Annotated in this window: 22 protein-coding genes; 11 read left to right on the top strand and 11 right to left on the bottom strand. The window is 71.6% G+C overall.

Features of this window, described 5'->3' with window-relative positions; genetic code table 11:
- Nucleotides 1-36: 36 nt before the first annotated feature.
- Nucleotides 37-1,296 (bottom strand): TadA family conjugal transfer-associated ATPase, encoded by a 1,260-nt coding sequence (locus ACZ7L1_RS28385; protein ID WP_471440890.1) that lies wholly within the window; start codon nucleotides 1,294-1,296, stop codon nucleotides 37-39.
- A complete protein-coding gene (ssd, locus tag ACZ7L1_RS28380; RefSeq protein ID WP_471440888.1) occupies nucleotides 1,293-2,390 on the bottom strand; it encodes a septum site-determining protein Ssd in 1,098 nt (365 codons plus the stop codon). The genes ACZ7L1_RS28385 and ssd overlap by 4 nt, the downstream gene beginning before the upstream one ends.
- 614 nt (nucleotides 2,391-3,004) lie before the next feature.
- Between ssd and ACZ7L1_RS28375 the strand changes: the two genes are divergently transcribed.
- Entirely contained in the window at nucleotides 3,005-3,829 is an 825-nt protein-coding gene (locus ACZ7L1_RS28375) for an HAD family hydrolase (RefSeq protein WP_471440886.1), read from the top strand.
- A gap of 379 nt (nucleotides 3,830-4,208) precedes the next feature.
- Here ACZ7L1_RS28375 and ACZ7L1_RS28370 read toward each other — a convergent pair whose 3' ends face one another.
- Complete coding sequence (locus tag ACZ7L1_RS28370) at nucleotides 4,209-5,033, bottom strand: Fic family protein (protein ID WP_471440885.1); 825 nt, start codon at nucleotides 5,031-5,033, stop codon at nucleotides 4,209-4,211.
- Between the two features lie 99 nt (nucleotides 5,034-5,132).
- Between ACZ7L1_RS28370 and ACZ7L1_RS28365 the strand changes: the two genes are divergently transcribed.
- Nucleotides 5,133-6,113 carry an ATP-binding protein gene (locus ACZ7L1_RS28365; protein WP_471440883.1) on the top strand — a complete coding sequence of 327 codons (981 nt, stop codon included), beginning with the start codon at nucleotides 5,133-5,135 and terminating at the stop codon, nucleotides 6,111-6,113.
- A gap of 16 nt (nucleotides 6,114-6,129) precedes the next feature.
- Here the strand turns inward: ACZ7L1_RS28365 and ACZ7L1_RS28360 are convergent, their stop codons facing one another.
- On the bottom strand, nucleotides 6,130-7,440 hold the full coding sequence (locus ACZ7L1_RS28360; RefSeq protein ID WP_471440881.1) for a polysaccharide deacetylase family protein: 1,311 nt from the start codon (nucleotides 7,438-7,440) through the stop codon (nucleotides 6,130-6,132).
- A 359-nt stretch (nucleotides 7,441-7,799) separates the two neighbouring features.
- Here ACZ7L1_RS28360 and ACZ7L1_RS28355 point away from each other — a divergent pair, with 359 nt between their 5' ends.
- From ACZ7L1_RS28355 to ACZ7L1_RS28330, 6 genes are all read left to right on the top strand, one after another.
- Nucleotides 7,800-10,184 (top strand): SulP family inorganic anion transporter, encoded by a 2,385-nt coding sequence (locus ACZ7L1_RS28355; RefSeq protein ID WP_471440879.1) that lies wholly within the window; start codon nucleotides 7,800-7,802, stop codon nucleotides 10,182-10,184.
- Nucleotides 10,185-10,540: 356 nt separating this feature from the next.
- The gene (acs, locus tag ACZ7L1_RS28350; RefSeq protein ID WP_471440877.1) at nucleotides 10,541-12,496 is read left to right on the top strand and encodes an acetate--CoA ligase; all 1,956 of its coding nucleotides are present in this window, start codon (nucleotides 10,541-10,543) and stop codon (nucleotides 12,494-12,496) included.
- Nucleotides 12,497-12,691: 195 nt separating this feature from the next.
- Nucleotides 12,692-14,155: a Na+/H+ antiporter NhaA gene (gene nhaA, locus ACZ7L1_RS28345; protein WP_471440876.1), complete on the top strand. Its 1,464-nt coding sequence runs from the start codon at nucleotides 12,692-12,694 to the stop codon at nucleotides 14,153-14,155.
- 64 nt (nucleotides 14,156-14,219) lie between these two features.
- A complete protein-coding gene (locus ACZ7L1_RS28340; protein WP_471440874.1) occupies nucleotides 14,220-14,699 on the top strand; it encodes a phage holin family protein in 480 nt (159 codons plus the stop codon).
- A complete protein-coding gene (locus ACZ7L1_RS28335; protein WP_471440872.1) occupies nucleotides 14,696-15,646 on the top strand; it encodes an alpha/beta fold hydrolase in 951 nt (316 codons plus the stop codon). The genes ACZ7L1_RS28340 and ACZ7L1_RS28335 overlap by 4 nt, the downstream gene beginning before the upstream one ends.
- A gap of 189 nt (nucleotides 15,647-15,835) precedes the next feature.
- A complete protein-coding gene (locus ACZ7L1_RS28330; protein ID WP_263231158.1) occupies nucleotides 15,836-16,015 on the top strand; it encodes a hypothetical protein in 180 nt (59 codons plus the stop codon).
- 39 nt (nucleotides 16,016-16,054) lie between these two features.
- Here ACZ7L1_RS28330 and ACZ7L1_RS28325 read toward each other — a convergent pair whose 3' ends face one another.
- The 3 genes from ACZ7L1_RS28325 to nth all read right to left on the bottom strand — a co-directional run bounded on the left by ACZ7L1_RS28325 (nucleotide 16,055) and on the right by nth (nucleotide 19,387).
- Nucleotides 16,055-17,254, bottom strand: a complete 1,200-nt coding sequence (locus ACZ7L1_RS28325) for a MarP family serine protease (RefSeq protein ID WP_471440870.1) — start codon at nucleotides 17,252-17,254, stop codon at nucleotides 16,055-16,057.
- 125 nt (nucleotides 17,255-17,379) lie between these two features.
- Entirely contained in the window at nucleotides 17,380-18,093 is a 714-nt protein-coding gene (locus tag ACZ7L1_RS28320; RefSeq protein ID WP_471440867.1) for an NUDIX hydrolase, read from the bottom strand.
- Nucleotides 18,094-18,229: 136 nt separating this feature from the next.
- Nucleotides 18,230-19,387, bottom strand: a complete 1,158-nt coding sequence (gene nth / locus ACZ7L1_RS28315) for an endonuclease III (protein ID WP_471440865.1) — start codon at nucleotides 19,385-19,387, stop codon at nucleotides 18,230-18,232.
- A 275-nt stretch (nucleotides 19,388-19,662) separates the two neighbouring features.
- On the opposite strand from nth, the gene ACZ7L1_RS28310 reads away from it, so the two are divergent.
- Nucleotides 19,663-20,337, top strand: coding sequence for a Crp/Fnr family transcriptional regulator (locus ACZ7L1_RS28310; protein WP_103837943.1), 675 nt, complete (start codon nucleotides 19,663-19,665; stop codon nucleotides 20,335-20,337).
- A gap of 288 nt (nucleotides 20,338-20,625) precedes the next feature.
- Here the strand turns inward: ACZ7L1_RS28310 and ACZ7L1_RS28305 are convergent, their stop codons facing one another.
- From ACZ7L1_RS28305 to ACZ7L1_RS28290, 4 genes are all read right to left on the bottom strand, one after another.
- Nucleotides 20,626-21,456, bottom strand: a complete 831-nt coding sequence (locus ACZ7L1_RS28305; protein ID WP_471440863.1) for an MBL fold metallo-hydrolase — start codon at nucleotides 21,454-21,456, stop codon at nucleotides 20,626-20,628.
- Between the two features lie 34 nt (nucleotides 21,457-21,490).
- Nucleotides 21,491-22,360 carry an NUDIX hydrolase gene (locus ACZ7L1_RS28300; protein WP_471440861.1) on the bottom strand — a complete coding sequence of 290 codons (870 nt, stop codon included), beginning with the start codon at nucleotides 22,358-22,360 and terminating at the stop codon, nucleotides 21,491-21,493.
- Nucleotides 22,361-22,475: 115 nt separating this feature from the next.
- Nucleotides 22,476-22,943 (bottom strand): RidA family protein, encoded by a 468-nt coding sequence (locus tag ACZ7L1_RS28295; RefSeq protein WP_471440860.1) that lies wholly within the window; start codon nucleotides 22,941-22,943, stop codon nucleotides 22,476-22,478.
- Nucleotides 22,940-23,101, bottom strand: a complete 162-nt coding sequence (locus tag ACZ7L1_RS28290) for a DUF4177 domain-containing protein (RefSeq protein ID WP_003981536.1) — start codon at nucleotides 23,099-23,101, stop codon at nucleotides 22,940-22,942. Before ACZ7L1_RS28290 ends, ACZ7L1_RS28295 begins: the two co-directional genes overlap by 4 nt.
- Before the next feature lie 210 nt (nucleotides 23,102-23,311).
- On the opposite strand from ACZ7L1_RS28290, the gene bagA reads away from it, so the two are divergent.
- The gene (gene bagA, locus ACZ7L1_RS28285; RefSeq protein ID WP_471440858.1) at nucleotides 23,312-24,289 is read left to right on the top strand and encodes an ATPase BagA; all 978 of its coding nucleotides are present in this window, start codon (nucleotides 23,312-23,314) and stop codon (nucleotides 24,287-24,289) included.
- Nucleotides 24,286-25,752, top strand: a complete 1,467-nt coding sequence (gene bagB / locus ACZ7L1_RS28280; protein ID WP_471440856.1) for an ATPase BagB — start codon at nucleotides 24,286-24,288, stop codon at nucleotides 25,750-25,752. The genes bagA and bagB overlap by 4 nt, the downstream gene beginning before the upstream one ends.
- The last annotated feature ends 20 nt before the right edge of the window (nucleotides 25,753-25,772 follow it).

Raw genomic sequence — 25,772 nt, 5'->3', positions numbered from 1 at the left:
GCCCCGTCCCATCGACTGCCACCCGACCGACCCCACTCACAGCACCTCCACCTCACTCCCCTCGCTTCCGTCCCGGAGCAGCTCCCACAGCCGCTCCCACCCCCGCTCGCGCGTGAAGGCCTCCGGCCCCCACCGCAGGGCGGGCACCGTCACCACGAGCCCCGACGCGTCCCGCTCCAGCACATGCACCTCCGCGATCCGGCGCCGCCCGGTCCGGTCGCGCACGAGGTGGAGGACCACCGACAGCGCGGCCGCCAGCTGGCTGTGCAGCGCGGCCCGGTCCAGGCCCGCCGCCGTGCCGAGCGCTTCCAGCCGGGCGGGTACCTGGGCCGCCGCGTTCGCGTGGAGCGTGCCGCAGCCGCCTTCGTGGCCCGTGTTCAGCGCGGCCAGCAGGGACACCACCTCGGGGCCGCGCACCTCACCGACGACGAGCCGGTCGGGTCTCATGCGCAGTGCCTGCCGCACCAGGTCCTGGAGCTCGACGAGCCCCACGCCCTCCTGGTTCGCGGGCCGCCCCTCCAGACGCACCACATGCGGGTGGTCGGGGCGCAGCTCAGCCGAGTCCTCGGCGAGCACGATCCGCTCGGCCGGCCCCACAACGCCCAGGAGCGCGCTCAGAAGCGTGGTCTTGCCCGAACCGGTTCCGCCACTGATCACATAGGAGAGCCGGGAGGCGATCAGCGCCCGCAGCACCCGGTCCCCGCCCGGCGGCACCGTGCCCGCCGCCACGAGTTCGTCGAGGGTGAACGCCCGGGGCCGTACGACCCGCAGGGACAGGCATGTCGAGCCGACCGCGACAGGCGGCAGCACCGCGTGCAGACGGGTGCCGTCCGGCAGGCGGGCGTCGACCCACGGTCGGGCGTCGTCGAGCCGCCGCCCGGCCACGGCCGCCAGCCGCTGCGCGAGGCGCCGTACGGCCGCCGCGTCCGGGAAGGACACCTCCGTCAGCTCCAGTCCGGCTCCCCGGTCCACCCACACCCGGTCCGGCGCGGACACCAGCACGTCGGTCACGCACGGGTCGGCGAGCAACGGTTCCAGAGGGCCGCTGCCGACCAGTTCGGACCGCAACTGCCGGGCCGCGCCCAGTACCTCCGCATCCCCGAGCACCCGCCCCTGCTCCCGCAGCGCCTGCGCGACGCGCGCGGGGGTCGGCTCGGCCCCGCTCTCGGCCAGCCACTGCCGCACTCCGTCCAGCAGCCGCGACCGCTCGCCGGGCCCCACCGCGCCGCCGGGCCCCACGTCCGCCCCGACACCGGGCCCCGCTGAACCTGCCGTCATGCCCCAGCCCGTGCTCATACGGGGTCACCCGCCTCGGCGAGCGCCCGCTCCCAGAAGGCCGAACAGAACCGGGCGAGCGCCCCCCGCGCCGCTCCCCCGGGCGGTACCGAACCGTCCGCCGGTGACGTCTCGTACGGCACCTCGCCGACCAGCGGCAGCCCCAGCAGTCGCGCCACCTCCCGGTCGTCCAGCCCGGGCGTGTACGGCCCCCGTACCGCGATCCGCAGGTCACCGAGGACCATGCCGACCGCGGACGCCACCCGCCGCGCGGCCGCGACCCCCCGCAGTTCTCCGGGGACCACCAGGATCCCGACGTCCAGTTGCGCGAGGACCTCGGCGACCCCCTCGTCGACGCGGCGCGGGAGATCGACGACGACGGCGCCGCCGCGTCGCCGGGCCGCGGCGAGGACCGCGCGGACCGCCTGGGGCGGGACGGCCACGGTGTCGCCGCGGTCCCAGCTCAGCACCCGGAGCGCGTGCACCTGGGGCAGGGACTCCTCCAGGGCGCCGCTTCCCACCCGTCCCCGGGAGGCGGCGAACGCCGGCCAGCGCAGCCCCTTCGTGGTCTCGCCGCCGAGGAGTACGTCGAGTCCGCCGCCCAGCGGATCCGCGTCCACGAGCAGGGTGCGCCTGCCCTCACGCGCGGAGGTGACGGCGAGGGCGCAGGCGAGCGTGGAGGCGCCGGCCCCACCTCGCCCGCCGATCACGCCGACGGTGAGAGCGGGCCGGCCGACCCCCTCGGCCACATCGGCGATGCGGTCCACCAGCCACTGCTCGCCGTCCGGCAGCAGCAGGACGTGGTCGGCGCCGATTTCGACGGCGCGCCGCCAGACTCCGGGATCGTCCTGATCCCGGCCGACCAGCACCACTCCCCGTCTGCGCACGGCCCCGCGCACGCGGCGCGCCGCGTCGTCGCCGACCAGGACCAGGGGTGCCGCCTCCCAGCCGCCCCGCTGCACGGGCACCCCCGGGTGCACCTCCGCTCTGGCGCCCGCGGCCGCGCACAGGCGCAGCAGGTCGTCGAGGAGCTCGGCGTCCTCGGTGACGATCAGCGGTCCGCTCCGCCGCCCCTCGGCGGCGGCCGGTCCGTCGTGTGTGATGGCTCCCGCCACGGTTTCCAGCCCCCTTCGCTGCTTCCTTCCGGCGCGTCCGCGGGCCTGTTCGGCCCGCGCTTCCCGCCCGGGTGGAGAACCGGCAACCGGCCTCCCTATGACCGGCCGATACGAACCGGCCATACGCGCCCGACAAACGGAACCGGCCGTACACGGGCCATGAACTGGCTGCCGTGAACCGGCGTGAACTCGCCGTCGGCCGGACGCGCTGGAATCAAGGTGCAGCGAACCCGGAAATCGTGTGGATCTTGGTCGATAACTGTGGACAACTCGGCGGTTGTGAATATCGCCTTCACCCATACCGGTGAGGGCTCGGAGGCATCCGCAGAGCAGCGCCATGACTACGGTGCGTCACCGTGCCTGGGCGTGATCAATCGCGCGTCACAGCGCCGCCACAGGGCTGGGGTACCGCGTCGAAAAACAGAAAAACCCACCCGGACATGCGACGACCCCCGCCGGGGGGGAGAGCGGGGGTCGTCCCCACGGCCGACTCGGGGGGGGAGGAGTCGGACCGGGTTAGCACGGTCGCGAACGATCCGTGACTTCCATGGTGTACCCGAGAGCCCTCTCAGGCAAACCCACACGCCCCACCTTACGCCGAATGGTGGGCCCCTATGCTCAGGCCCGTGGAAAACCACTCCCTGCCCCGCACAGCGGCCTTCTTTGACCTGGACAAGACGGTCATTGCGAAGTCGAGCACTCTCACCTTCGGCAAGTCCTTCTACCAAGGCGGACTGATCAACCGCAGGGCGGCGTTGCGTACCGCATATGCCCAGTTCGTGTTCCTGGTCGGCGGCGCCGACCACGACCAGATGGAACGGATGCGGGAGTACCTGTCCGCGCTGTGCCGCGGCTGGAACGTCCGACAGGTGAAGGAGATCGTCGCCGAGACGCTCCACGACCTGATCGACCCGATCATCTACGACGAGGCCGCCTCCCTCATCGAGGAGCACCACGGCACCGGGCGCGACGTGGTGATCGTGTCCACGTCGGGCGCCGAGGTCGTCGAGCCGATCGGCGAACTGCTCGGCGCGGACCGGGTGGTGGCGACCCGGATGGTCGTGGGCGACGACGGCTGCTTCACGGGCGAGGTGGAGTACTACGCCTACGGGCCGACGAAGGCGGAGGCCGTCAGGGAACTCGCGGAGTCGGAGGGATACGACCTGGCGCGCTGCTACGCGTACAGCGACTCGATCACCGACCTGCCGATGCTGGAGGCCGTCGGCCATCCGCACGCCGTGAATCCCGACCGGGCGCTGCGCCGCGAGGCACTCGCGCGAGGATGGCCGGTTCTCGATTTTCACCGCCCGGTGCGGCTGAAGCAGCGACTGTCGGTACCGCCGCGCCCCGCACTCCTCGCGGTGGCGGCGCTAGGCGCGGCGGCGGCCACCGCAGGACTCGTCTGGTATGCGAGCCGGCGCCGCGCACCCCTCGTGTGAACCTCCGGACGCATCGGAGAAGCACACTCCCGCCCGATTCACACCTCTTTGAACCTAAAAGTAAAGAACTGCATCAAAGGCTTCCGCTTGTCCGTGCCCTGGAGTACAAAGGGGTTAACGGCCCGCGAGACCAAAGGACATCCGAAAGGATCACCTTTTAAACGCAATTGGCCCCACGGACCGAGCATGAACACCGGGCACCCACGCGACGTCGACCCGTCGATTACGGGCCAGCCGCACCAGGTGACGGGCAAAGTTCCCGACCTGATGGGCGACCATCGAGGACGCTTGGTAACTCGGTGAACATGCCAGCGGCGGTACGAGACTTCGTACCGCCGCAACCATTGCGAAAGGCCCCCGAAGGGGCCTTCCCCCATCCCTAGGCGGCCCCGCGCTGCAGCGCCTCGCAGACGGCCGTCGACTCGCGGACGCCGAGTTCGACGGCCTTCGCGCAGTGGGCGATCCAGGCCGCCATGCCCTCAGGGGTACCCGACACATAGCCGTCCAGGGCGGCGACGTAGGCGGCCCGGCCCAGTTCCGCGTGGCCCACCTCCGCCGGACAGATCGCCTTGGGGTCGAGTCCGCTCCCCACCAGGACGATGCGCTGCGCCGCGCGGGCGACGAGGCCGTTGTGGGACACGAAGGGACGCAGGGCGAGCAGTTCGCCGTGCACCACGGCGGCGGTCACCAGGGCGGGCGCGGAGCTGCCCGCGATGATCAGCTCGGACAGCCCCTCGAGGCGGCCGGAGACCTCGGCCGCGTCCGGCAGCGGCAGCTCGACCAGCGGCTCGTCGACGCCCTCACCGTCCTGCCGGGGTCGCCCCACGCGTGGGTCGGGATCCGCCGCCGCCACCAGGTGCAGCCGCGCCAGCACCCGCAGGGGTGACTGCCGCCAGATGGACAGCAACTGCCCCGCCTCGGCGGTCAGCCGCAGCGCGGCCCCCACCGTACGGGCCCCGTCGTCACCACTGAAGTCGGTGCGCCGCCGCACCTCCTCCAGTGCCCAGTCGGCGCCGGACAGCGCGGCCGAGCCGCGCGCGCCACGCAGCGCCGCCTCGGAGGTGATCTCATTGCTGCGGCGCCGCATGACCCGGTGCCCGTAGACCCGGTCCACCGCCTTGCGCACGGATTCCACGGACTCGGCGACCCCGGGCAGCTCCCCCAGGGCCGCCAGCGGGTCGGCGGACGCACCTGTCGTACTCATGGGTACGACCCTACGCACCCCGGGCCCCTCCTTCGAAGGGGTGGTCTTCTTTCCACAGCCCTGCCACGGACAGCAACGACAACGCTACGCTTCGTGAATATGAAAATTGCTTTCGTCGGGAAGGGCGGCAGCGGCAAGACGACCCTGTCCTCCCTGTTCGTCCGCCATCTCGCCGCCGTCGGTGCGCCCGTCATCGCCATCGACGCGGACATCAACCAGCATCTCGGGGCCGCCCTCGGGCTCGACGAGGACGAGGCCGCGGCGCTGCCGGCCATGGGCGAGCGGCTGCCGCTGATCAAGGACTATCTGCGCGGCACCAATCCGCGGATCGCCTCCGCCGAGACGATGATCAAGACCACCCCGCCCGGGGAGGGGTCGCGGCTGCTGCGGGTGCGGGAGGACAACCCGGTCTACGACGCCTGCGCGCGCCCGGTGGAACTCGACGGCGGCACCGTCCGTCTGATGGTCACCGGCCCCTTCACGGACGCCGACCTGGGGGTCGCCTGCTACCACTCCAAGACCGGAGCGGTGGAGCTGTGCCTGAACCACCTGGTGGACGGCCGCGACGAGTACGTGGTGGTCGACATGACGGCGGGCTCGGACTCCTTCGCCTCCGGCATGTTCACCCGCTTCGACATGACGTTCCTGGTCGCCGAGCCGACCCGGAAGGGGGTCTCCGTCTACCGCCAGTACAAGGAGTACGCGCGGGACTACGGGGTCATCCTGAGGGTCGTCGGCAACAAGGTGCAGGGCCGGGACGACATCGACTTCCTCCGCGCCCACGTGGGTGACGACCTGCTCGTGACGGTGGGGCACTCGGACTGGGTGCGGTCCATGGAGAAGGGCCGCCCGCCCCGGTTCGAGTCCCTGGAGGACGCGAGCCGCCGCTCCCTTCGCGTGCTCCGGGCGGCCGCCGACGCGACGTACGAACTGCGCGACTGGGAGCGGTACACACGCCAGATGGTGCACTTCCACCGGAAGAACGCGACCAGTTGGGGAAACGAGCGCACGGGTGCGGACCTCGCGGCCCAGATCGACCCGGGCTTCGTGCTCAGCGAGGCCCTGACGGCCGCGGTGTGAACGACGGCCGCCCCGCCTACCGCTTGGCCGGCGGTGCCCCGGGCACCCCCCTCGGTGCCGGGGCCGGTGACGAGGCCAGGAAGCTCTTCCAGCCCTCGGCCGGGGCCTGGGCCACCTTCAGAGTGCGCAGTTTCTCCAGGACCTGCGGGTCCTGTGCGTCCAGCCAGTCGACGAGTTGGCGGAACGAGACGCAGCGCACCTCGGGCTCGTTGCAGACGCGCTCGACGACCTCCTGGACGGCACGCATGTAGGTGCCGCCGTTCCAGGACTCGAAGTGGTTGCCGATGATCAGGGGCGCGCGGTTTCCGTCGTACGCCCGCCGGAAGCCCTGGTAGAGGCCGTCCCGCATCTGGTCGCCCCACTCCTCGAACTTGTCGGGGTCGCCCTGGGTCTGGGTCCCCGACTGGTTGACCATGAAGTTGTAGTCCATGGTCAGCTGCTCGTAGGTGTGTTCCGGGAACGGCACGAGCTGCATCGACAGGTCCCACAGCCCTTCCTTCTTCTTCGGCCAGACCTGCGCGTCGACGCCGGAGGTGTCGTACCGGAAACCCAGCTCCCGGGCCGCCTTCATGAAGTTCTGCTGCCCTTCCAGACACGGGGTGCGACCACCGATGAGCTCCTTGTCGTAGTCGAAGGGCAGCGAAGGCTCCTGTTTCAGCCCGGAGTTGGTCTTCCAGGACTTCACGAACGCCTTGGCCTGGGCGATCTCGTCCTTCCACTCCTCCACCGACCACTGACCGACCCCGCCCTCGGGGCCACAGAAGTGCCCGTTGAAGTGGGTGCCGATCTCGTTGCCCTCGAGCCACGCCAGCCGCAGTTGCTCGACGGTGTCCTTGATCCCCTTCTCGTCGTTGAAGCCGATGTCCGAGCGGCCCGGCGAGTGCTGCGGCGGCCGGTACAGGTCACGTTTCTCCTCGGGCAGCATGTAGACACCGCTCAGGAAGAACGTCATCGTCGCGTTGTTGGCCCTGGCGACCTCGCGGAAGTGCGAGAAGAGCTTCTGGCTGTCCTCACCGGCCCCGTCCCACGAGAAGACCACGAACTGCGGGGGCTTCCGGCCGGGCTTCAGCCGCTCGGGGCTCGGCAGATGCGGCTGGGCGCCCGTGTAGGCGGTGGAGCCGTCGCCGATCAGGCGGACCGCGCTGCCCGGAGCCCCGGCACCGGAACCGGAACCGGCCTCCTTCCGCGTGCCCTGCTCGGAACGGGCCGGTCCGAGGGAACAGCCTGCCAGCGCGGTGGCACAGACGGCGGCCAGGGCGACGCCCGTGGCGGTCCTGCGGGAGGGTGTTCCGGTTCTCGGGATGGCGGTTCGCGGGGTGGCGGTCATCTTCCAACCACCTTCTTCCTTCGGTCGGGCCACGCTGAGCAGGTGTGGTGCTGAGCAGGTGTGGTGCGACGCGGCAGACACAAACGGAAGCCCGTGCCCACGCGGCCAAATCAAGGTCGCACGGAACACTGAAGGAATTTGTATGACAAGCCGATGAAATAACCGCTTCACCCTTTTGAGTGGTTCGATGCACCATTTGCCCCTATATTGGATACTTTTCCTTTACCGACCATTACGATCCATTTACCGAAGCAGTGAGACATCCCGCCGCTTACGCCGTGACCCACGGCCGCGCCCGACCCCTGGCCCCGCCGGGGCCACCAGTTCCGCGACCGCGCCGCACCGGAGGAGACGGGACCATGCCCGCCTGCATCCCCGCCCGCGCCGCCGACTCGACTCGGACGAAGCGCGTGCACCCGCCCCACAGCCCCCCACCCGCCCCGCCCCGCCGCTTCCGCTTCGCGGGCGCCGATCTGTCCGCTTCCCTCGCCGTCTTCCTGATCGCCCTCCCCCTGTCCCTGGGCATCGCCCTCGCCACCGGCGCCCCGCTTCAGGCCGGCCTCGTCGCAGCGGCCGTCGGCGGAATCGTCGCCGGCCGGTTCGGAGGCTGCCCGCTCCAGGTCAGCGGCCCCGCCGCCGGCCTCACCGTGGTCACCGCCGACCTCATCCACCGCTACGGATGGCGTACGACATGCGCCGTCACCGTCCTCGCCGGCCTCGCCCAACTGGCCCTGGGCTGCCTGCGTGTGGCGCGCACCGCGCTCGCGGTGAGCCCCGCGATCGTGCACGGCATGCTCGCCGGCATCGGCGCCACCATCGCCGTCGCCCAGGTGCACATCGTGCTCGGCGGCACTCCGCAGAGCGCCGTCCTCGACAACCTCCGGGCACTGCCCGCCCAGTTGGCGCACCTGCACCCGGCGGCCGTGTCGGCGAGCGTGCTGACCCTGGCCCTGCTCCTGGCCTGGCCACGGCTTCCCGGACGGACCGGGCACCTGCTGCGCCGCGTCCCTGCCCCGCTCGTCGCCGTGGCGGGCGCCACCGCGACCGCCTCGCTCGCCGGGCTGACCCTGCCCAGGGTCGATCTGCCGTCCTGGAGCAGCCACGCCCTGGCCGGGCTGCCCGAGGGCCCGGCGCTCGGCATCGCCGCCGCCGTCCTCACCATCACGCTGGTGTGCAGCGTGCAGTCCCTGCTCGGTGCCGTCGCCGTGGACAAGCTGGCGGCCCGGCGCCATCCGCACCTCGGCCGCTCCGACCTGGACCGCGAACTGCTCGGACAGGGCGCCGCGAACATCGTCTCCGGAGCCCTCGGCGGACTGCCGATCGCGGGCGTCGCCGTGAGAAGTACGGCGAACGTCAACTCCGGAGCCGTCAGCCGGAACTCCACGATGCTGCACGGCGTTTGGGTGGTGGTGGCCGCGCTGCTGATGGTCCCGGTGCTCGAGCTGATCCCCCTCGCCTCGCTTGCCGCGCTGGTGATGGCCGTCGGCATCCAGATGGTGTCCCTGCACCACATCCGCACGGTCACCCGCCACCGAGAGGTGCTGGTCTACGCCGTCACCACACTCGGCGTCGTCCTCCTGGGCGTCCTCCAGGGCGTGGCGCTGGGCGTGGCAGCTGCCGTCGGCGTCGCCCTGCACCGCCTCACCCGCACCCGTATCACCCATGAGCAGCGGAAGGGAGTCCATCACGTACGCGTACGAGGCCAGTTGACGTTCCTCGCGGTTCCCCGGCTCAGCCGGGCACTGCACCTGGTGCCCGCCGGAGCGCAGGCCGTCGTGGAGCTGGACGGGTCGTTCATGGACCACGCTGCGCACGAGTCGCTGCAGGACTGGCAGCGCACCCACCGCGCGCGGGGCGGCACCGTCGCCCTGACCGGCCGGGACGGCTCCCCGGTCGCGGTGCCCTCGCTGAGCTCGGCCCGGGCCGGCTCGGGCGCGGAGTCCGCCGGGCCGTCGGCATGCCGGTGCCGGCCCTGGACGCCGTGGCGCAACCACCGGTGCGACCGCCCACCGACCGCGCCCGCAGGCGACGGCCCGGAGGCACCGGACGAGGCCCCCGGACCGAGCGGGCGGCAACTCGCGTACGGCATCAGCGCCTTCCAGCAGAACACCGCCCCGCTGGTCCGCGAGGAGCTGGCCCGTCTCGCGCGTGAGGGGCAGCGGCCATCGCACCTGTTCCTGACCTGCGCCGATTCCCGGCTCGTCACCTCGATGATCACCTCCAGCGGGCCCGGCGACCTCTTCGTCGTCCGCAATGTCGGCAACCTGGTGCCGCTGCCCGGCGCGGAGAGCGGGGACGACTCGGTGGCGGCCGCCATCGAGTACGCGGTGGACGTGCTCCAGGTGCGCTCCATCACGGTGTGCGGACACTCCGGGTGCGGCGCGATGCAGGCCCTGCTCACCTCGGACGCGGACGGCGCCCGGACCCCGCTGAGGCGGTGGCTGCGGCACGGGCTGCCCAGCCTGGAGCGGATGGCCGACGACGAGCGGCCGTGGGCCCGGATCGCCGGGCGTGAGCCGGCCGACACGGTCGAACAGCTGTGCTTGACCAATGTGGTGCAGCAGTTGGAGCATCTGCGTGCGCACGAGTCCGTGGCCCGGGCGCTCGGCGAGGGCGCGCTGGAACTGCACGGGATGTACTTCCACGTCGGCGAGGCCCAGGCGTATCTATTGGCCCCGCCCGAGGGCGGCTGCGACGTCTTCAGCCGAGTGGGGGCGACCGGAGACCTCCGCCACCCGGTGTGACACGGCGGTGGTGCGCGGGCCGGTCCGGGCCGCGCACCACCGCGCCGCGCCGCGCACCACCGTGACGACACCTCCTCCCGACCTCCCGATCCCCTCCGGACCTCCCGGCCACCGGACCCTCCCGGATCCCCTTCCGGACCGTCTCGGGCCCCCCTCCGGGCGAGTGTGAGATGTGTCGCCGAACGAGCCCCCCATGTGAACCGGGCGGGCGGCCCGCACGTGACCTGGGGCAGAACGTCCGGCCGCGGAACGCGAAAGGTCTAAACCATTTTCCGGGTCGGCCCTTGTCACCGGGCCCTCCGGTCTGGTGAGCTGTGGCCTGGGACACAACGGACACCCTGGGAAAGGGAGATGTCGTGAGCAACGAAAGCCTGGCCAACCTGCTCAAGGAAGAGCGCAGGTTCGCGCCCCCCGCCGAGCTGGCCGCGAACGCCAACGTCACGGCGGAGGCGTACGAACAGGCCAAGGCTGACAGGCTCGGCTTCTGGGCCGAGCAGGCCCGCCGGCTGACCTGGGCCAAGGAGCCTTCCGAGACGCTGGACTGGTCCAACCCGCCGTTCGCCAAGTGGTTCAAGGACGGCACACTCAACGTCGCGTACAACTGCGTCGACCGGCACGTCGAGGCGGGTCTGGGCGACCGCGTCGCCATCCACTTCGAGGGCGAGCCCGGCGACAGCCGCTCGATCACCTACGCCGAGCTCAAGGACGAGGTCTCCAAGGCCGCGAACGCCCTCCTCGAGCTGGGCGTCCGCAAGGGCGACCGGGTCGCCGTCTACATGCCGATGATCCCCGAGACCGCGATCGCGATGCTGGCCTGCGCCCGCATCGGCGCCGCCCACTCCGTCGTCTTCGGCGGTTTCTCGGCGGACGCGCTCGCCACCCGCATCCAGGACGCCGACGCACGTGTCGTCATCACCACCGACGGCGGCTACCGGCGCGGCAAGCCGTCCGCGCTCAAGCCTGCCGTCGACGACGCCGTCAGCAAGGTCGACAACGTCGAGCACGTGCTCGTGGTACGCCGTACGGGCCAGGAGGTCGCCTGGAGCGAGGGCCGGGACATCTGGTGGCACGAGCTCGTGGACCGGCAGTCCGCCGAACACACGCCCGAGGCGTTCGAGGCGGAGCACCCGCTGTTCATCCTGTACACGTCCGGTACGACGGGTAAGCCGAAGGGCATCCTGCACACCTCCGGCGGTTACCTCACCCAGGTGGCGTACACCCACCACGCCGTCTTCGACCTCAAGCCCGAGACCGATGTGTACTGGTGCACGGCGGACGTCGGCTGGGTCACCGGGCACTCGTACATCGTCTACGGCCCGCTGGCCAACGGCGCGACCCAGGTCATGTACGAGGGCACGCCCGACACCCCGCACCAGGGCCGCTTCTGGGAGATCGTGCAGAAGTACGGGGTCACCATCCTGTACACGGCGCCCACCGCGATCCGTACGTTCATGAAGTGGGGCGACGACATCCCCGCGAAGTTCGACCTGTCCTCGCTCCGGGTGCTGGGTTCCGTCGGCGAGCCGATCAACCCCGAGGCGTGGGTCTGGTACCGCAAGCACATCGGCGGGGACCGCACGCCGGTCGTGGACACGTGGTGGCAGACCGAGACGGGCGGCATCATGATCTCCCCGCTGCCCGGTGTGACCGAGGCAAAGCCGGGCTCCGCGCAGCGGCCGCTGCCCGGCATCTCGGCGACCGTCGTCGACGACGAGGCGAACGAGGTGCCGAACTCAGGCGGCGGCTACCTGGTGCTCACCGAGCCGTGGCCGTCGATGCTGCGCACCATCTGGGGCGACGACCAGCGCTTCATCGACACGTACTGGTCGCGGTTCGAGGGCAAGTACTTCGCCGGTGACGGCGCCAAGAAGGACGACGACGGCGACATCTGGCTGCTCGGCCGCGTGGACGACGTGATGCTGGTGTCCGGGCACAACATCTCCACCACCGAGGTGGAGTCGGCCCTCGTCTCGCACCCGTCGGTCGCCGAGGCGGCCGTCGTCGGCGCGGCGGACGAGACGACGGGCCAGGCGATCGTCGCCTTCGTGATCCTGCGCGGTACGGCCGCGGAGACCGAGGACCTGGTGGCGGAGCTGCGCAACCACGTCGGCAACACGCTCGGCCCGATCGCCAAGCCCAAGCGGATCCTGCCGGTGGCGGAGCTGCCGAAGACCCGCTCCGGGAAGATCATGCGCCGTCTGCTGCGGGACGTGGCCGAGAACCGTCAGCTCGGCGACGTCACGACGCTGACCGACTCGACGGTGATGGACCTGATCCAGGCCAAGCTCCCGGCGGCACCGAGCGAGGACTGAGGTCCCCGCCTCGACAGGGCGCCCGGCCGTACGCCGGGCGCCCTGTTGTCACGCCACCTCCGCCCCCCGGGAGCGCCCGAGTGCAATGATCAGGTAAAGTGGTTCATTCAGGTGTGCCGGGAAGTCTGGTCGGCAAGCGGTCCTCACGTTCCGTGACGGCCGTCCGTCTGCCGTACCGACCCGGAGGTCCCCACCGTGGCCGCGTCCCGCACCCGCACCTTTCTCGGACGTCTGTCCCTGCCCGAGCGCACCTTCGTCGCGGACGCGCTGCGCACCGAGACCGTCGGCGGCGTGCTGCTCCTGCTCGCCGCGGTGGCCTCCCTGGTGTGGGCGAACATACCCGGCCTCCACAGCAGCTACGAGAGCGTCAGCCACTTCCACCTCGGGCCCGCCGCCCTCGGCCTGAACCTGTCGGTCGAGCACTGGGCCGCGGACGGTCTCCTCGCGATCTTCTTCTTCGTCGCCGGGATCGAGCTGAAGCGGGAGCTGGTCGCGGGCGATCTGCGCGACCCCAGCGCCGCCGTCCTCCCGGTGGTCGCCGCACTGTGCGGCATGGCCGCACCCGCGCTCGTCTACGCCCTGACCAACGCGGCCGGCGGCGGATCCCTCGCCGGCTGGGCCGTCCCCACCGCCACCGACATCGCCTTCGCGCTGGCGGTCCTCGCGGTCATCGGAACCTCCCTGCCCTCCGCCCTGCGCGCCTTCCTGCTCACTCTGGCCGTCGTCGACGACCTGTTCGCCATCCTGGTCATCGCGGTCTTCTTCACGGACGGCCTGAACTTCGCGGCCCTCGGCGGCGCCGTCGCCGGCCTGGCCGTGTTCTGGGTGCTGCTGCGCATGGGGGTGCGCGGCTGGTACGTGTACGTGCCGCTGGCGCTGGTGATCTGGGGACTGATGTACAACAGCGGCATCCACGCCACCATCGCCGGTGTGGCCATGGGCCTGATGCTGCGCTGCCACCGGCGGGAGGGTGAGGAGCGCTCCCTGGGCGAGCACATCGAACACCTCGTACGCCCCCTGTCGGCGGGACTCGCGGTGCCGCTGTTCGCCCTGTTCAGCGCGGGCGTCGCGGTCTCGGGCGGGGCGCTCGCGAACGTGTTCACCCGGCCGGAGACACTCGGCGTCGTGCTCGGCCTCGTCGTCGGCAAGGCGGTCGGCATCTTCGGAGGTACATGGCTGACGGTCCGCTTCACCCGGGCCTCGCTGAGCGAGGGCCTCGCCTGGGCCGACGTGTTCGCGGTCGCCTCCCTGGCCGGTATCGGCTTCACCGTCTCACTGCTCATCGGCGAACTGGCCTTCGACGGCGATCCGGCGCTCGGCGACGAGGTGAAGGCCGCCGTCCTCACCGGATCGCTGATCGCGGCCGCCTGCGCGACGGTGCTGCTGAAGATACGCAACGCCAAGTACCGCGCCCTGTGCGCGGAGGAGGACCGCGACGACGACCTGGACGGCATCCCGGACGTCTACGCGGAGGACGACCCGGGGTACCACCTGCGCATGGCCGAGATCCACGACCGCAAGGCCGCCGAACACCGCAGGCTCGCGGCGCTGAAGTCGGCCGGGCGCGGCACGGACGCCGGTCTGCCTGCCGCAGGCGCTGACGGCGCGCTTGCGGAAGTGGCGGGCAGGGCAAGCGAGGAGAACGAGCGTCCGGCATGATCTGACACATCACCACACTCCGCAGCGTCCGCGGAGCCCGCACGCAGAGAGCAGGGAGATCGCGATGAGCGCACCCGACGGCAGCCCGGTCGGCGCCGAACGCAGCATCGGCCAGCTGTTCGCCTCGGCGACGACCGAATTGTCCGCACTGGTGCACGACGAGATCGCACTGGCCAAGGCCCAGCTCAAACGGGACGTCAAGCGCGGCGCGATGAGCGGCGGCGCGTTCTCCGCCGCGGGCGCGGTCCTGCTGTTCTCGCTGCCGATGCTGAACTTCGCGCTGGCGTACGGCATCCGGACGTGGAGCGGCTGGAACCTGGCCGTCTGCTTCCTGCTCTCCTTCGGCGCGAACGTGGTGGTCGCCGGCCTGCTCGGGCTCATCGGCCTGGTGTTCGCGAAGAAGACGAAGAAGAGCAAGGGCCCGCAGAAGGTCGCCGCGTCGATGAAGCAGACCGCCGGCGTCCTGCAGAACGCCAAGCCGCACCCGCGTGAGCCCCAGCAGGCCGACAAGGCGGTCGAGCCTGTGGCACGCTCGTCCTCATGACGGATCCCGCCGCCCCTTCGGCGCAATCCCCCTCGGTCGTACGCCTTGACGTCCCCGGCGGGAAAAAGGTGACACACCGGGACGTAGCGGCCAATGGCGCACGCTTCCACATCGCCGAACTGGGCGACGGACCGCTGGTCCTGCTGCTGCACGGCTTCCCCCAGTTCTGGTGGACCTGGCGGCACCAGCTGATGGCGCTGGCCGACGCGGGCTTCAGGGCCGTGGCGATGGACCTGCGCGGGGTGGGCGGCAGCGACCGTACGCCGCGCGGTTACGACCCCGCGAACCTCGCGCTCGACATCACCGGGGTCGTACGGTCCCTGGGCGAGCCCGACGCCGCGCTCGTCGGCCACGACCTGGGTGGCTACCTGGCCTGGACGGCGGCCGTCATGCGTCCCAAGCTCGTACGGCGGCTCGCCGTCGCCTCGATGCCGCATCCACGGCGCTGGCGCTCGGCGATGCTCGGCGACGTCAAGCAGTCGTCCGCGAGTTCCCACATCTGGGGACTCCAGCGGCCCTGGATCCCCGAGCGCCGGCTCACCGCCGACGGCGCCGCTCTGGTGGGGCAGCTGATCCGGGACTGGTCGGGACCGCGGCTGCCGGACGACGAGGCCGTGGAGGTGTACCGGCGCGCCATGCTCATCCCGTCGACGGCGCACTGCTCCATCGAGCCGTACCGGTGGATGGTGCGTTCCCTGGCCCGACCCGACGGCATCCAGTTCAACCGCCGTATGAAGCGGCCCGTAAGGGTCCCCACCCTGCATCTGCACGGCTCGCTGGACCCGGTGATGCGGACCAGGAGCGCGGCCGGGTCCGGCGAGTACGTCGAGGCGCCGTACCGCTGGCGGCTGTTCGACGGTCTCGGGCACTTCCCGCACGAGGAGGACCCCGTGGCGTTCTCCTCAGAGCTGATCAACTGGCTGAAGGACCCCGAGCCCGACCGCTGATCTGCCGCCCAGCCCTCCGGAATCGGCCTGTCGGCCGGAACGCGCACGGACTCGGCCGGTGACTCGGCGCATCCGCCCGGTATCCGGACGAGAACGCCTGTTCCACGAACGGCCACATGCCCGCCGCATAGGCCAATTGGACGGCCCGGAAGCGGTTATCGACCTTGGGGCGGGGGCAGACGTCCGGGTATGGGCTGGACGCACGACTACAGTGACGTAGCACGCAACCGCCGCTCGGCCACCGCGCCGAGCTCCCACCAGAGGGGCACCCCGCAACTGGCGGGCACGGACACCCAGGTGGGGATCCCCCGCATTCTGCGCCGCCGGGCCCGCTGGGTCTCGGTCCGTCTGCGCCACCCGCGCGGCTGAGCCCGCGCCCGTCCACGGCCGTTCCGTGCCCGCCGGGCCTCACAGGGCGCAGCTGTCGCTGTCCACCTGCTGGTTCGCCGCACGCCCCTGGGCGATGTCCTGACGGACCTCGTCCGCCGTCAGCGCGTACCCCGTGTCGGCGTCGTCCAGGGACCTCGCGAACACCACCCCGTAGACCCTGCCGTCGGGGGTGAGCAGCGGGCCGCCGGAGTTGCCCTGGCGGACGGTCGCGTACAGGGAGTACACGTCACGGCGCACCGTGCCGCGATGGTAGATGTCGGGGCCGTTGGCCGTGATGCGGCCGCGGACGCGCGCGGGCTGGACGTTGTACGACCCGTTCTCCGGGAAGCCCGCGACGATCGCGCCGCTGCCTCCGGTCGCGTCCGCGGACGCGAACTTGAGCACCGGGGCGTCCAGGTCGGGCACGTCCAGTACCGCGATGTCGCGCCGCCAGTCGTACAGGACGACCTTGGCGTCGTACTTCCGTCCTTCGCCGCCTATCTGGACGGTGGGCTCGTCAACGCCGCCCACCACGTGCGCGTTGGTCATCACGCGGCGGTCGCCGAAGACGAAGCCGGTGCCTTCCAGGACCTTGCCACAGCTCTGCGCCGTGCCCATCACCTTCACGATGGAGCGCTGCGCGCGCACGGCGACCGCGCTCCTGGCGAGGGCCGGGTCGGGCGGCTGGACCTCGTTGATGGGTTCGTTCGCGAACGGGCTGAACACCTGCGGGAAGCCGTTCTGCGCGAGGACCGAGGAGAAGTCCGCGAACCAGGTGTCCGCCTGGGCGGGCAGGGCCCGGGAGACGCCGAGGAGCACCTTGGAACTGCGGACCTCGCGGCCGAGCGTCGGCAGCGTCGTCCCGGCCAGGGCGGAGCCGATCAGCCAGGCGACCAGGAGCATCGCCATCACGTTGACGAGGGCGCCGCCCGTGGCGTCCAGGGCGCGCGCCGGGGACCAGGTGATGTATCTGCGCAGTTTGTTGCCGAGGTGGGTGGTCAGAGCCTGGCCGACGGAGGCGCAGACGATCACCACGACGACGGCGACGACGGCGACGGTCGTGCTCACGTTGTGGCCGCCCGTCGCCCGGTCCCACAGGAACGGCAGCAGATAGACCGCGACGAGACCGCCGCCCAGGAAGCCGATCACCGACAGGATGCCGACGACGAAGCCCTGGCGGTAGCCGACGACCGCGAACCAGACGGCGGCGACCAGCAACAGGATGTCCAGCACGTTCACTGCTTCAAGCCTCGCCTCGCCTCGTCACGTTCCGGTCGCCGTCGTCCGGCCGGGGACACGGCTCACCACGCGGCGGCACGGCGGCACGCCGCTCCCCGGGAGAACACAGCACGGAGGTCACCTTGTCATGCGCGCCAGTCGAGCGGGACCTGCTTGTCGCGGTCCCAGGGGCGCTCCCAGCCGGCGTAGTGCAGCAGGCGGTCGATGACGCCGGCCGTGAAGCCCCAGACGAGGGCCGATTCGACCAGGAATGCCGGACCTCGGTGGCCGCTGGGATGGACTGCGGTGGCTCTGTTGGCCGGATCCGTGAGATCCGCCACGGGCACGGTGAACACCCGCGCCGTCTCGTTCGGATCGACGACACCCACCGGGCTCGGCTCGCGCCACCAGCCGAGGACCGGAGTCACGACGAAGCCGCTGACCGGGATGTAGAGCTTGGGGAGCACGCCGAAGAGCTGCACGCCGGCCGGGTCGAGCCCGGTCTCCTCCTCGGCCTCCCGCAGGGCCGCCCGAAGCGGTCCCTCACCCTTCGGGTCGCCGTCCTCCGGGTCGAGGGCGCCGCCGGGGAACGAGGGCTGCCCGGCGTGCGAGCGCAGCGATCCGGCGCGCTCCATCAGCAGCAGCTCGGGGCCGCGCTCGCCCTCGCCGAAGAGGATCAGCACGGCCGACTGGCGCCCCGCGCCGTTCTCCGGCGGCAGGAAACGGCTGAGTTGGAGGGGTTCGACGGTCCGTGCCGCCCGTACGACCGGGTCGAGCCAGTCCGGGAGGCCCTCCGTGCTCAGCCGCAGCCGCCCGCCGTCCGTGTCGTGCCTGTGGCCCGTGTTGCTCGCGTGCGTCATCGCCACCCCCGTTCTGCCGATCCCAACGCCCGCGGTACCACGGATCGTTCCGCGCGTCCCTCGTGCGGGTGTCGCGCCCCGCGGCCCGTCGCGGCACGTCCCTCCCCCGGGTGGCGTGCCGCACCGCGCACGGCCCTCATCCGGCGCCCAGCGGCGGGGCCGGCTTTCCGCCCGCGTCGAGGTACGCCTGCGGGGGCTTGAGTCGCTGGCCGGGGAAGCCGCCCTTCTCGTACTTCAGCAGCTTCCTCGCCTTCTCCGGGTCGGTCTCGCCCTCGCCGTAGGCGGGGCAGAGCGGGGCGATCGGACAGGCGCCGCAGGCCGGCTTGCGCGCGTGGCAGATACGGCGGCCGTGCCAGATCACGTGGTGGGACAGGTCGGTCCAGTCGCCCTTCGGGAAGAGCGCGCCGACAGCCGCCTCGATCTTGTCGGGGTCGGTCTCGTCGGTCCACTTCCAGCGGCGCACCAGCCGCTGGAAGTGCGTGTCGACGGTGATGCCGGGGTGGCCGAAGGCGTTGCCCAGCACCACGAAGGCCGTCTTGCGGCCGACACCGGGCAGCTTGACGAGGTCTTCGAGGCGGCCCGGGACCTCAGCGCCGAACTGCTCCACCAGGGCCTTGGAGAGCCCTATCACCGACTTGGTCTTGGCCCGGAAGAACCCGGTCGGGCGCAGGATCTCCTCGACCTCCTCCGGATTGGCCGCCGCGAGGTCCTCCGGGGCCGGGTACTTGGCGAAGAGCCCCGGGGTGGTCTGGTTCACCCGGAGGTCGGTGGTCTGCGCGGACAGGACCGTGGCGACGATGAGCTGGAAGGGGTTCTCGAAGTCGAGCTCCGGGTGGGCGTACGGGTACACCTCGGCGAGCTCGCGGTTGATACGGCGGGCGCGGCGGACGAGGGCGGTGCGCGACTCGCTCGTGGGGGGCTTGGCGGCGACGGTCTTCGCGGGGACGTTCCTGACGGCGACGGCGCCGTCGGCTGCGACGACCTCGGCGCGGGCGGGTTTCCTGGGGGCCTTCTTCGCCGGGGCCTTTTCGGCGGAAGCCTCTTCGGCGAGGGCCGTCTGCTTCGCCGGGGCGGTCTTCTTGGCGGCGGCCGTCTTCTTCGCAGAGGCCGCCTTCTTCGCCGGGGCGGTCTTCTTGGCGGGAGCGGCCTTCTTCCCCGCAGCGGCCTTCTTGGTGGCGGCCGTGGTCTTCCCGGTGGCCGTCTTCGCGGCAGGGCGCTGCTCCGGCGCCTCCTCGGACGCCGTCTTCGCCGTCTTAGCCGTTTTTCTTCCGCCGCCAGGACCCTGTTCGCCCATAGCGGAATCGCGACGTGCAACCACCCGTCCAGCCCCCTTGGCCTGTGCTCTCACCGGCGATTTGGACACCCGGCCAGCCTAAGGCCCGGCACCGACATCCGCCCCGCACCCGGAAGATCAGCATCCAATTGGACCCCTGCCGCGTACCCCGGCCCATCGGTGCGGCATCCTTGTGACAGATCACACTGTTTGGACCGTCCGGCAAAATGGGGAACACGGTCCCCTGGTATCCGGGGGAGCAAGATCCCCTGAGCAGGTCGACAAGGAGAGAACTCGTGGACGACGTTCTGCGGCGCGCCCCGCTCTTCGCGGCGCTCGATGACGAGCAGGCCGCGGAGCTCCGCGCCTCCATGAGTGAGGTGACCCTCGCCCGCGGCGACTCGCTGTTCCACGAGGGCGACCCCGGTGACCGCCTGTACGTGGTCATGGAAGGCAAGGTCAAGCTCCACCGCACGTCCCCCGACGGCCGCGAGAACATGCTGGCGGTCCTCGGCCCCGGTGAGCTGATCGGCGAGCTGTCGCTGTTCGACCCCGGCCCGCGTACGGCGACGGCCACCGCGCTGACCGAGGTCAAGCTGCTGGGCCTGGGCCACGGCGACCTCCAGCCGTGGCTGAACGCGCGGCCCGAGGTGGCCGCGGCGCTGCTGCGCGCCGTCGCCCGGCGGCTGCGCAAGACCAACGACCAGATGTCCGACCTGGTCTTCTCGGACGTGCCGGGCCGTGTGGCCCGCGCCCTGCTGGACCTCTCGCGTCGCTTCGGCGTGCAGTCCGAGGAGGGCATCCACGTCGTGCACGACCTCACGCAGGAGGAGCTGGCCCAGCTGGTCGGCGCGTCCCGCGAGACCGTGAACAAGGCGCTGGCGGACTTCGCCCAGCGCGGGTGGCTCCGCCTGGAGGCGCGGGCCGTGATCCTGCTGGACGTGGAGCGGCTGGCGAAGCGGTCGCGCTGACGCTCGGCCTCGGCCGTACGGCTCCGGGTCCCGTCTCTCGGTGAGGCGGGGCCCGTTGTCGTTGCCTCTAGTGCTGTGGCCGGAAAGGTTTGCCGGAAAGCTCGCGGCGTCCGGTGCGGTGCATCGCAAGGCGGAGCGTCGCCCGCGTACCGGATGTACTCGGGCGATGCGACAACGCGGCGAGGTGCCGTGCCGTGCGTCGCGAGCCGGTGAACCTTTCCGGCCACAGCACCAGCCGGGGGGCTGCCGCCCCGGAGCGTGCACGGTGTCAGAACCCCGCGCGGGGGCTCAGATCAGCCCGTGCTCCCTCAGGTAGTCCAGCTGTGCCCGCACCGACAGCTCCGCCGCCGGCCACAGGGAGCGGTCCACGTCCGCGTACACATGGGCGACGACCTCGCTCGGGGTGCGGTGGCCGTTCTCGACCGCCGTCTCGACCTGCGCCAAGCGGTGGGCGCGGTGGGCGAGGTAGTACTCCACGGCGCCCTGGGCGTCCTCCAGGACGGGCCCGTGGCCCGGGAGCACCGTGTGGACGCCGTCGTCGACCGTGAGCGACCTGAGGCGGCGCAGGGAGTCGAGATAGTCCCCCAGGCGGCCGTCGGGGTGCGCCACCACCGTCGTACCTCGGCCCAGGACGGTGTCGCCCGTCAGCACGGCCCGGTCGGCCGGGAGGTGGAAGCACAGGGAGTCGGAGGTGTGGCCCGGCGTCGGCACGACCCTCAGTTCCAGGCCGCCGACCGTGATCACGTCTCCGTGGCCCAGTCCCTCGTCGCCCAGGCGCAGCGCCGGGTCCAGGGCGCGTACCTTCGTGCCCGTCAGCTCGGCGAACCGGGCGGCGCCCTCCGCGTGGTCGGGGTGGCCGTGGGTGAGCAGGGTGAGCACGACCCGCTTCCCGGACTTCTCAGCCGTGTCGATCACGGTGCGCAGGTGGCCCTCGTCGAGCGGTCCGGGGTCGATCACCACCGCCTGCTCGGACTCGGGTTCGGAGACGATCCAGGTGTTGGTGCCGTCCAGGGTCATCGCCGACGCGTTGGGCGCGAGGACGTTCACCGCGCGCGTGGTGGCCGGGCCGGAGAGGACCGCGCCGCGCGGCCGGCCGGGGAGGGCTGCGGCGTCCGTCATGCCAGGGCACCTTCCGTCACGTGGGTCGCGTGGTTCATGCGGGCGCGTGGCCCGTCGGGATGTGCTTGGTGAACTCCTCGTGCCCTGGCCAGGACAGCACGATCCGGCCGTCCTCCAGGCGGGCCGTGGCCAGGACGGGGGTCAGGTCGCGGCCCGGCGCGGCCTCCAGCGCCTCGGCGGCGGTCGTGCAGCCGATGAGCTGGCGCAGGGTCGCGATGGTGGGCGGCATCATCAGCAGCTCGCCCTTGTCGTACGCGGCCGCCGCCTCGGCCGGGCGGATCCACACCGTGCTGTCGGCCTCCGTGGAGGCGTTGCGGGTGCGCTGCCCCTCGGGGAGCGCGGCCACGAAGAACCAGGTGTCGTAGCGGCGGGGCTCGAACTCCGGGGTGATCCAACGGGTCCACGCGCCGAGCAGGTCGGAGCGCAGGACCAGTCCCCGGCGCTCGAGGAACTCCGCGAACGACAGGTCGCGGGCGACCAGGGCCGCGCGATCCGCCTCCCAGTCCGCGCCCGTGGTGTCGCCGACGACCGTGTCCGGAGCCGGGCCGGCGAGCAGCACGCCCGCCTCCTCGTACGTCTCCCGTACGGCGGCGCAGACGATGGCCTGGGCGGACGTCTCGTCGACGCCGAGGCGCTGAGCCCACCACGCGCGCGTCGGGCCCGCCCAGCCGATCCTCAGGTCGTGGTCGCGCGGGTCGACACCGCCGCCCGGGTAGGCGTACGCGCCTCCGGCGAACGCCATGGAGGCGCGTCTGCGCAGCATGTGGACGGCGGGTGCGCCGGCGTCTTCCCTGAGGAGCATGACGGTGGCCGCGCGCTTCGGAGTGACCGGGGTGAGCGTGCCCTCCGCGAGCGCGCGGATCCGCTCTGGCCACTCCGGGGGAAACCACTGCCCATTCGCCATGGGCGGAGGCTATCCCGTAGTGAGCGGATGTTCGAGAGGCAATGATCGCCCGCCGAAGGACGTCGTCCGTGCCTCTCAGGAACGTCATCGCCCTCGCGGGGTCAGCGAGCGTCGATCACGCCTGCGTCAGCTCCACCTGGATCTCCACCTCGACCGGCGCGTCCAGCGGGAGCACCGCCACGCCGACCGCGCTGCGGGCGTGCACGCCCTTGTCGCCGAGGACCTCGCCGAGCAGTTCACTGGCGCCGTTGACGACGCCGGGCTGGCCGGTGAAGTCGGAGGCCGACGCCACGAAGCCCACGACCTTCACCACGCGCGCGATGCGGTCCAGGTCGCCCGTCACGGACTTGACCGCCGCGAGCGCGTTCAGCGCGCACGTGCGGGCCAGCTCCTTGGCCTCCTCGGCGGTGACCTCGGCGCCCACCTTCCCGGTCACCGGCAGCTTGCCCTCCACCATCGGGAGCTGCCCGGAGGTGTACACATACGGCCCCGACTGCACGGCGGGCTGGTAGGCGGCGAGCGGCGGCACGACCTCCGGCAGGGTCAGGCCCAGTTCGGCGATCCGGGACTCGACCGCGTTCACGCCTGCTTCTCCCGCTTCAGGTAGGCCACCAGCTGCTCGGGGTTGTTCGGCCCGGGCACGACCTGGACGAGCTCCCAGCCGTCCTCGCCCCAGGTGTCCAGGATCTGCTTCGTGGCGTGGACGAGCAGCGGCACGGTGACGTATTCCCACTTGGTCATGGGGCCGACTGTAGCCGCTGTGGCCCAACGGGCACTCGGTCGGCCACCATCGTGCCGACGACCTGGCGGAAAGCCGGGCGGAACGGCCGCCGCGGCCGCCGCGCGGGCCCGGCCGGGACGGCGAAGCCGACCGGGTGGGAGGCCGACCGGAACCACGGTTGTCCACAGCCTCCCGCGTAGCTCGCGCGCGAACTGGTTAGGCTCGAGGACGTGAGCAGGCTCCAGGTCGTCAGCGGTAAGGGCGGGACCGGAAAGACCACGGTCGCCGCGGCACTCGCGCTCGCCCTCGCGACGGAGGGCAAACGCACCCTTCTGGTCGAGGTCGAGGGCAGACAGGGCATCGCACAAGTCTTCGAGACGGAGGCGCTTCCGTACGAGGAGCGGAAGATCGCCGTCGCGCCGGGCGGCGGCGAGGTGTACGCGCTCGCCATCGATCCCGAGCTCGCCCTGCTGGACTACCTCCAGATGTTCTACAAACTGGGCGGCGCGGGACGGGCCCTGAAGAAGCTCGGCGCCATCGACTTCGCCACCACCATCGCGCCCGGCCTCAGGGACGTGCTGCTGACCGGCAAGGCGTGCGAGGCGGTCCGCAGGAAGGACAGGAGCGGCCGGTTCGCGTACGACTACGTGGTGATGGACGCACCTCCCACCGGCCGCATCACCCGCTTCCTGAACGTGAACGACGAGGTGGCCGGCCTCGCCAAGATCGGCCCGATACACAACCAGGCCCAGGCCGTGATGCGGGTGCTGAAGTCGCCCGAGACGGCTGTGCACCTGGTGACGCTCCTGGAGGAGATGCCCGTCCAGGAGACCGCGGACGGGATCGCCGAACTGCGCGCGGCGAAGCTTCCGGTGGGCCGGGTCATCGTGAACATGGTGCGGCCCACGGTCCTGGACCAGACGGACCTCGACCTCGCGCACGCGGCGCCGCGGACGGCCATCGCCCAGTCCCTCTCGGGTGCCGGGCTCGGCGGCGCGCGGCGCGGCGGACTCGCGGAGCGGCTGGTGGACCCGCTGCTGAAGCAGGCGGACGAATACGCGGAGCGGTTCGGCCTCGAGCGCGAGCAGCGTGCCGTCCTCACGCGGCTGGGGCCGCCCCTGCACGAACTGCCGCTGCTCGCCGAGGGAATGGACCTGGCGGGCCTGTACGAACTGGCCACGGAACTGCGTCAGCAAGGGATCTCATGAGCTCGGACCCGGCCCCCACGCACGACGACCAGGCCCCCACACAGGCCGACACGGCATCCACGCACGACGACACCCACGACGACACGGCCCACCGGCACGCCGAGGCGGCCGATCCGGCCCACGATGCGCCGTACGCCCACGACACGGGCTCCACGCGCGCGTTGAACCCGGTGCCGGTCCTGGAGATCGACCCGCTCCTCGACGATCCGCAGATCCGCATCCTCGTGTGCTGCGGATCCGGCGGCGTCGGCAAGACGACCACGGCCGCGGCCCTCGGACTGCGCGCCGCCGAGCGCGGGCGCAAGGTGGTGGTGCTCACCATCGACCCGGCCCGTCGGCTCGCCCAGTCCATGGGCATCGACGCCCTCGACAACACCCCGCGGCGGGTCAAGGGCATCGACGACGCCGCGGGCGGCGAACTGCACGCCATGATGCTCGACATGAAGCGCACCTTCGACGAGATCGTCGAGGCGCACGCGGACCCCGAGCGGGCGGCCGCCATCCTGGGCAACCCCTTCTACCAGTCGCTCTCGGCGGGCTTCGCGGGCACGCAGGAGTACATGGCGATGGAGAAGCTGGGGCAGCTGCGGGCGCGGGACGAGTGGGACCTCATCATCGTCGACACCCCGCCCTCGCGCTCGGCGCTGGACTTCCTGGACGCCCCCAAGAGGCTCGGGTCCTTCCTGGACGGCAGGCTGATCCGGGTGCTGATGGCTCCGGCGAAGATGGGCGGCCGCGCGGGGATGAAGTTCCTGAACGTCGGCATGTCGATGATGACGGGCGCACTGGGCAAGCTGCTCGGCGGTCAGCTCCTGAAGGACGTCCAGACGTTCGTGGCCGCCATGGACACCATGTTCGGCGGATTCCGCACGCGCGCGGACGCCACCTACAAGCTGCTGCAGGCACCCGGTACGGCGTTCCTGGTGGTGGCGGCTCCGGAGCGGGACGCGCTGCGGGAGGCCGCGTACTTCGTGGAGCGCCTGGCCGCCGAGGACATGCCGCTCGCCGGCCTGGTGCTCAACCGGGTCCACGGCAGCGACGCCGCCCAGTTGTCGGCCGAGCGGGCGCTCGCCGCCGCGGAAAATCTTGACGAGTCCCGCATTGTGGATCAGCGGGGCGGGAAAGCTGGACTTCGTAACGCTCCCGACACGTACGGCAGTTCAGAATCCCCCTCTTCCGGAGCACCTGGCCCCGGCGCGGACTCCCCCACCGCCACGGACCAGGACCGGAGCGTCGAGCACCTCACCGTGGGTCTGTTGCGACTGCACGCCGAGCGTATGCAGTTGCTCTCCCGCGAGCAGCGCACGCGTGACCGTTTCACCGCGCTCCACCCCGAGGTGGCCGTGGCGGAAGTGGCCGCACTGCCGGGCGACGTCCACGACCTCGCGGGGCTACGGGACATCGGTGACCGCCTCGCGGCCAACCAGCCCGATCGACCCGAGGAGCGCGAAGCGTACGCGTGAGGGGCCCGACGCCGTCGCCG

It is taken from the genome of Streptomyces sp. NPDC107546, from assembly GCF_055639175.1.
Note: the sequence above shows the minus strand (reverse complement) of the source record. Positions and strands in the feature narration are given on the sequence as shown.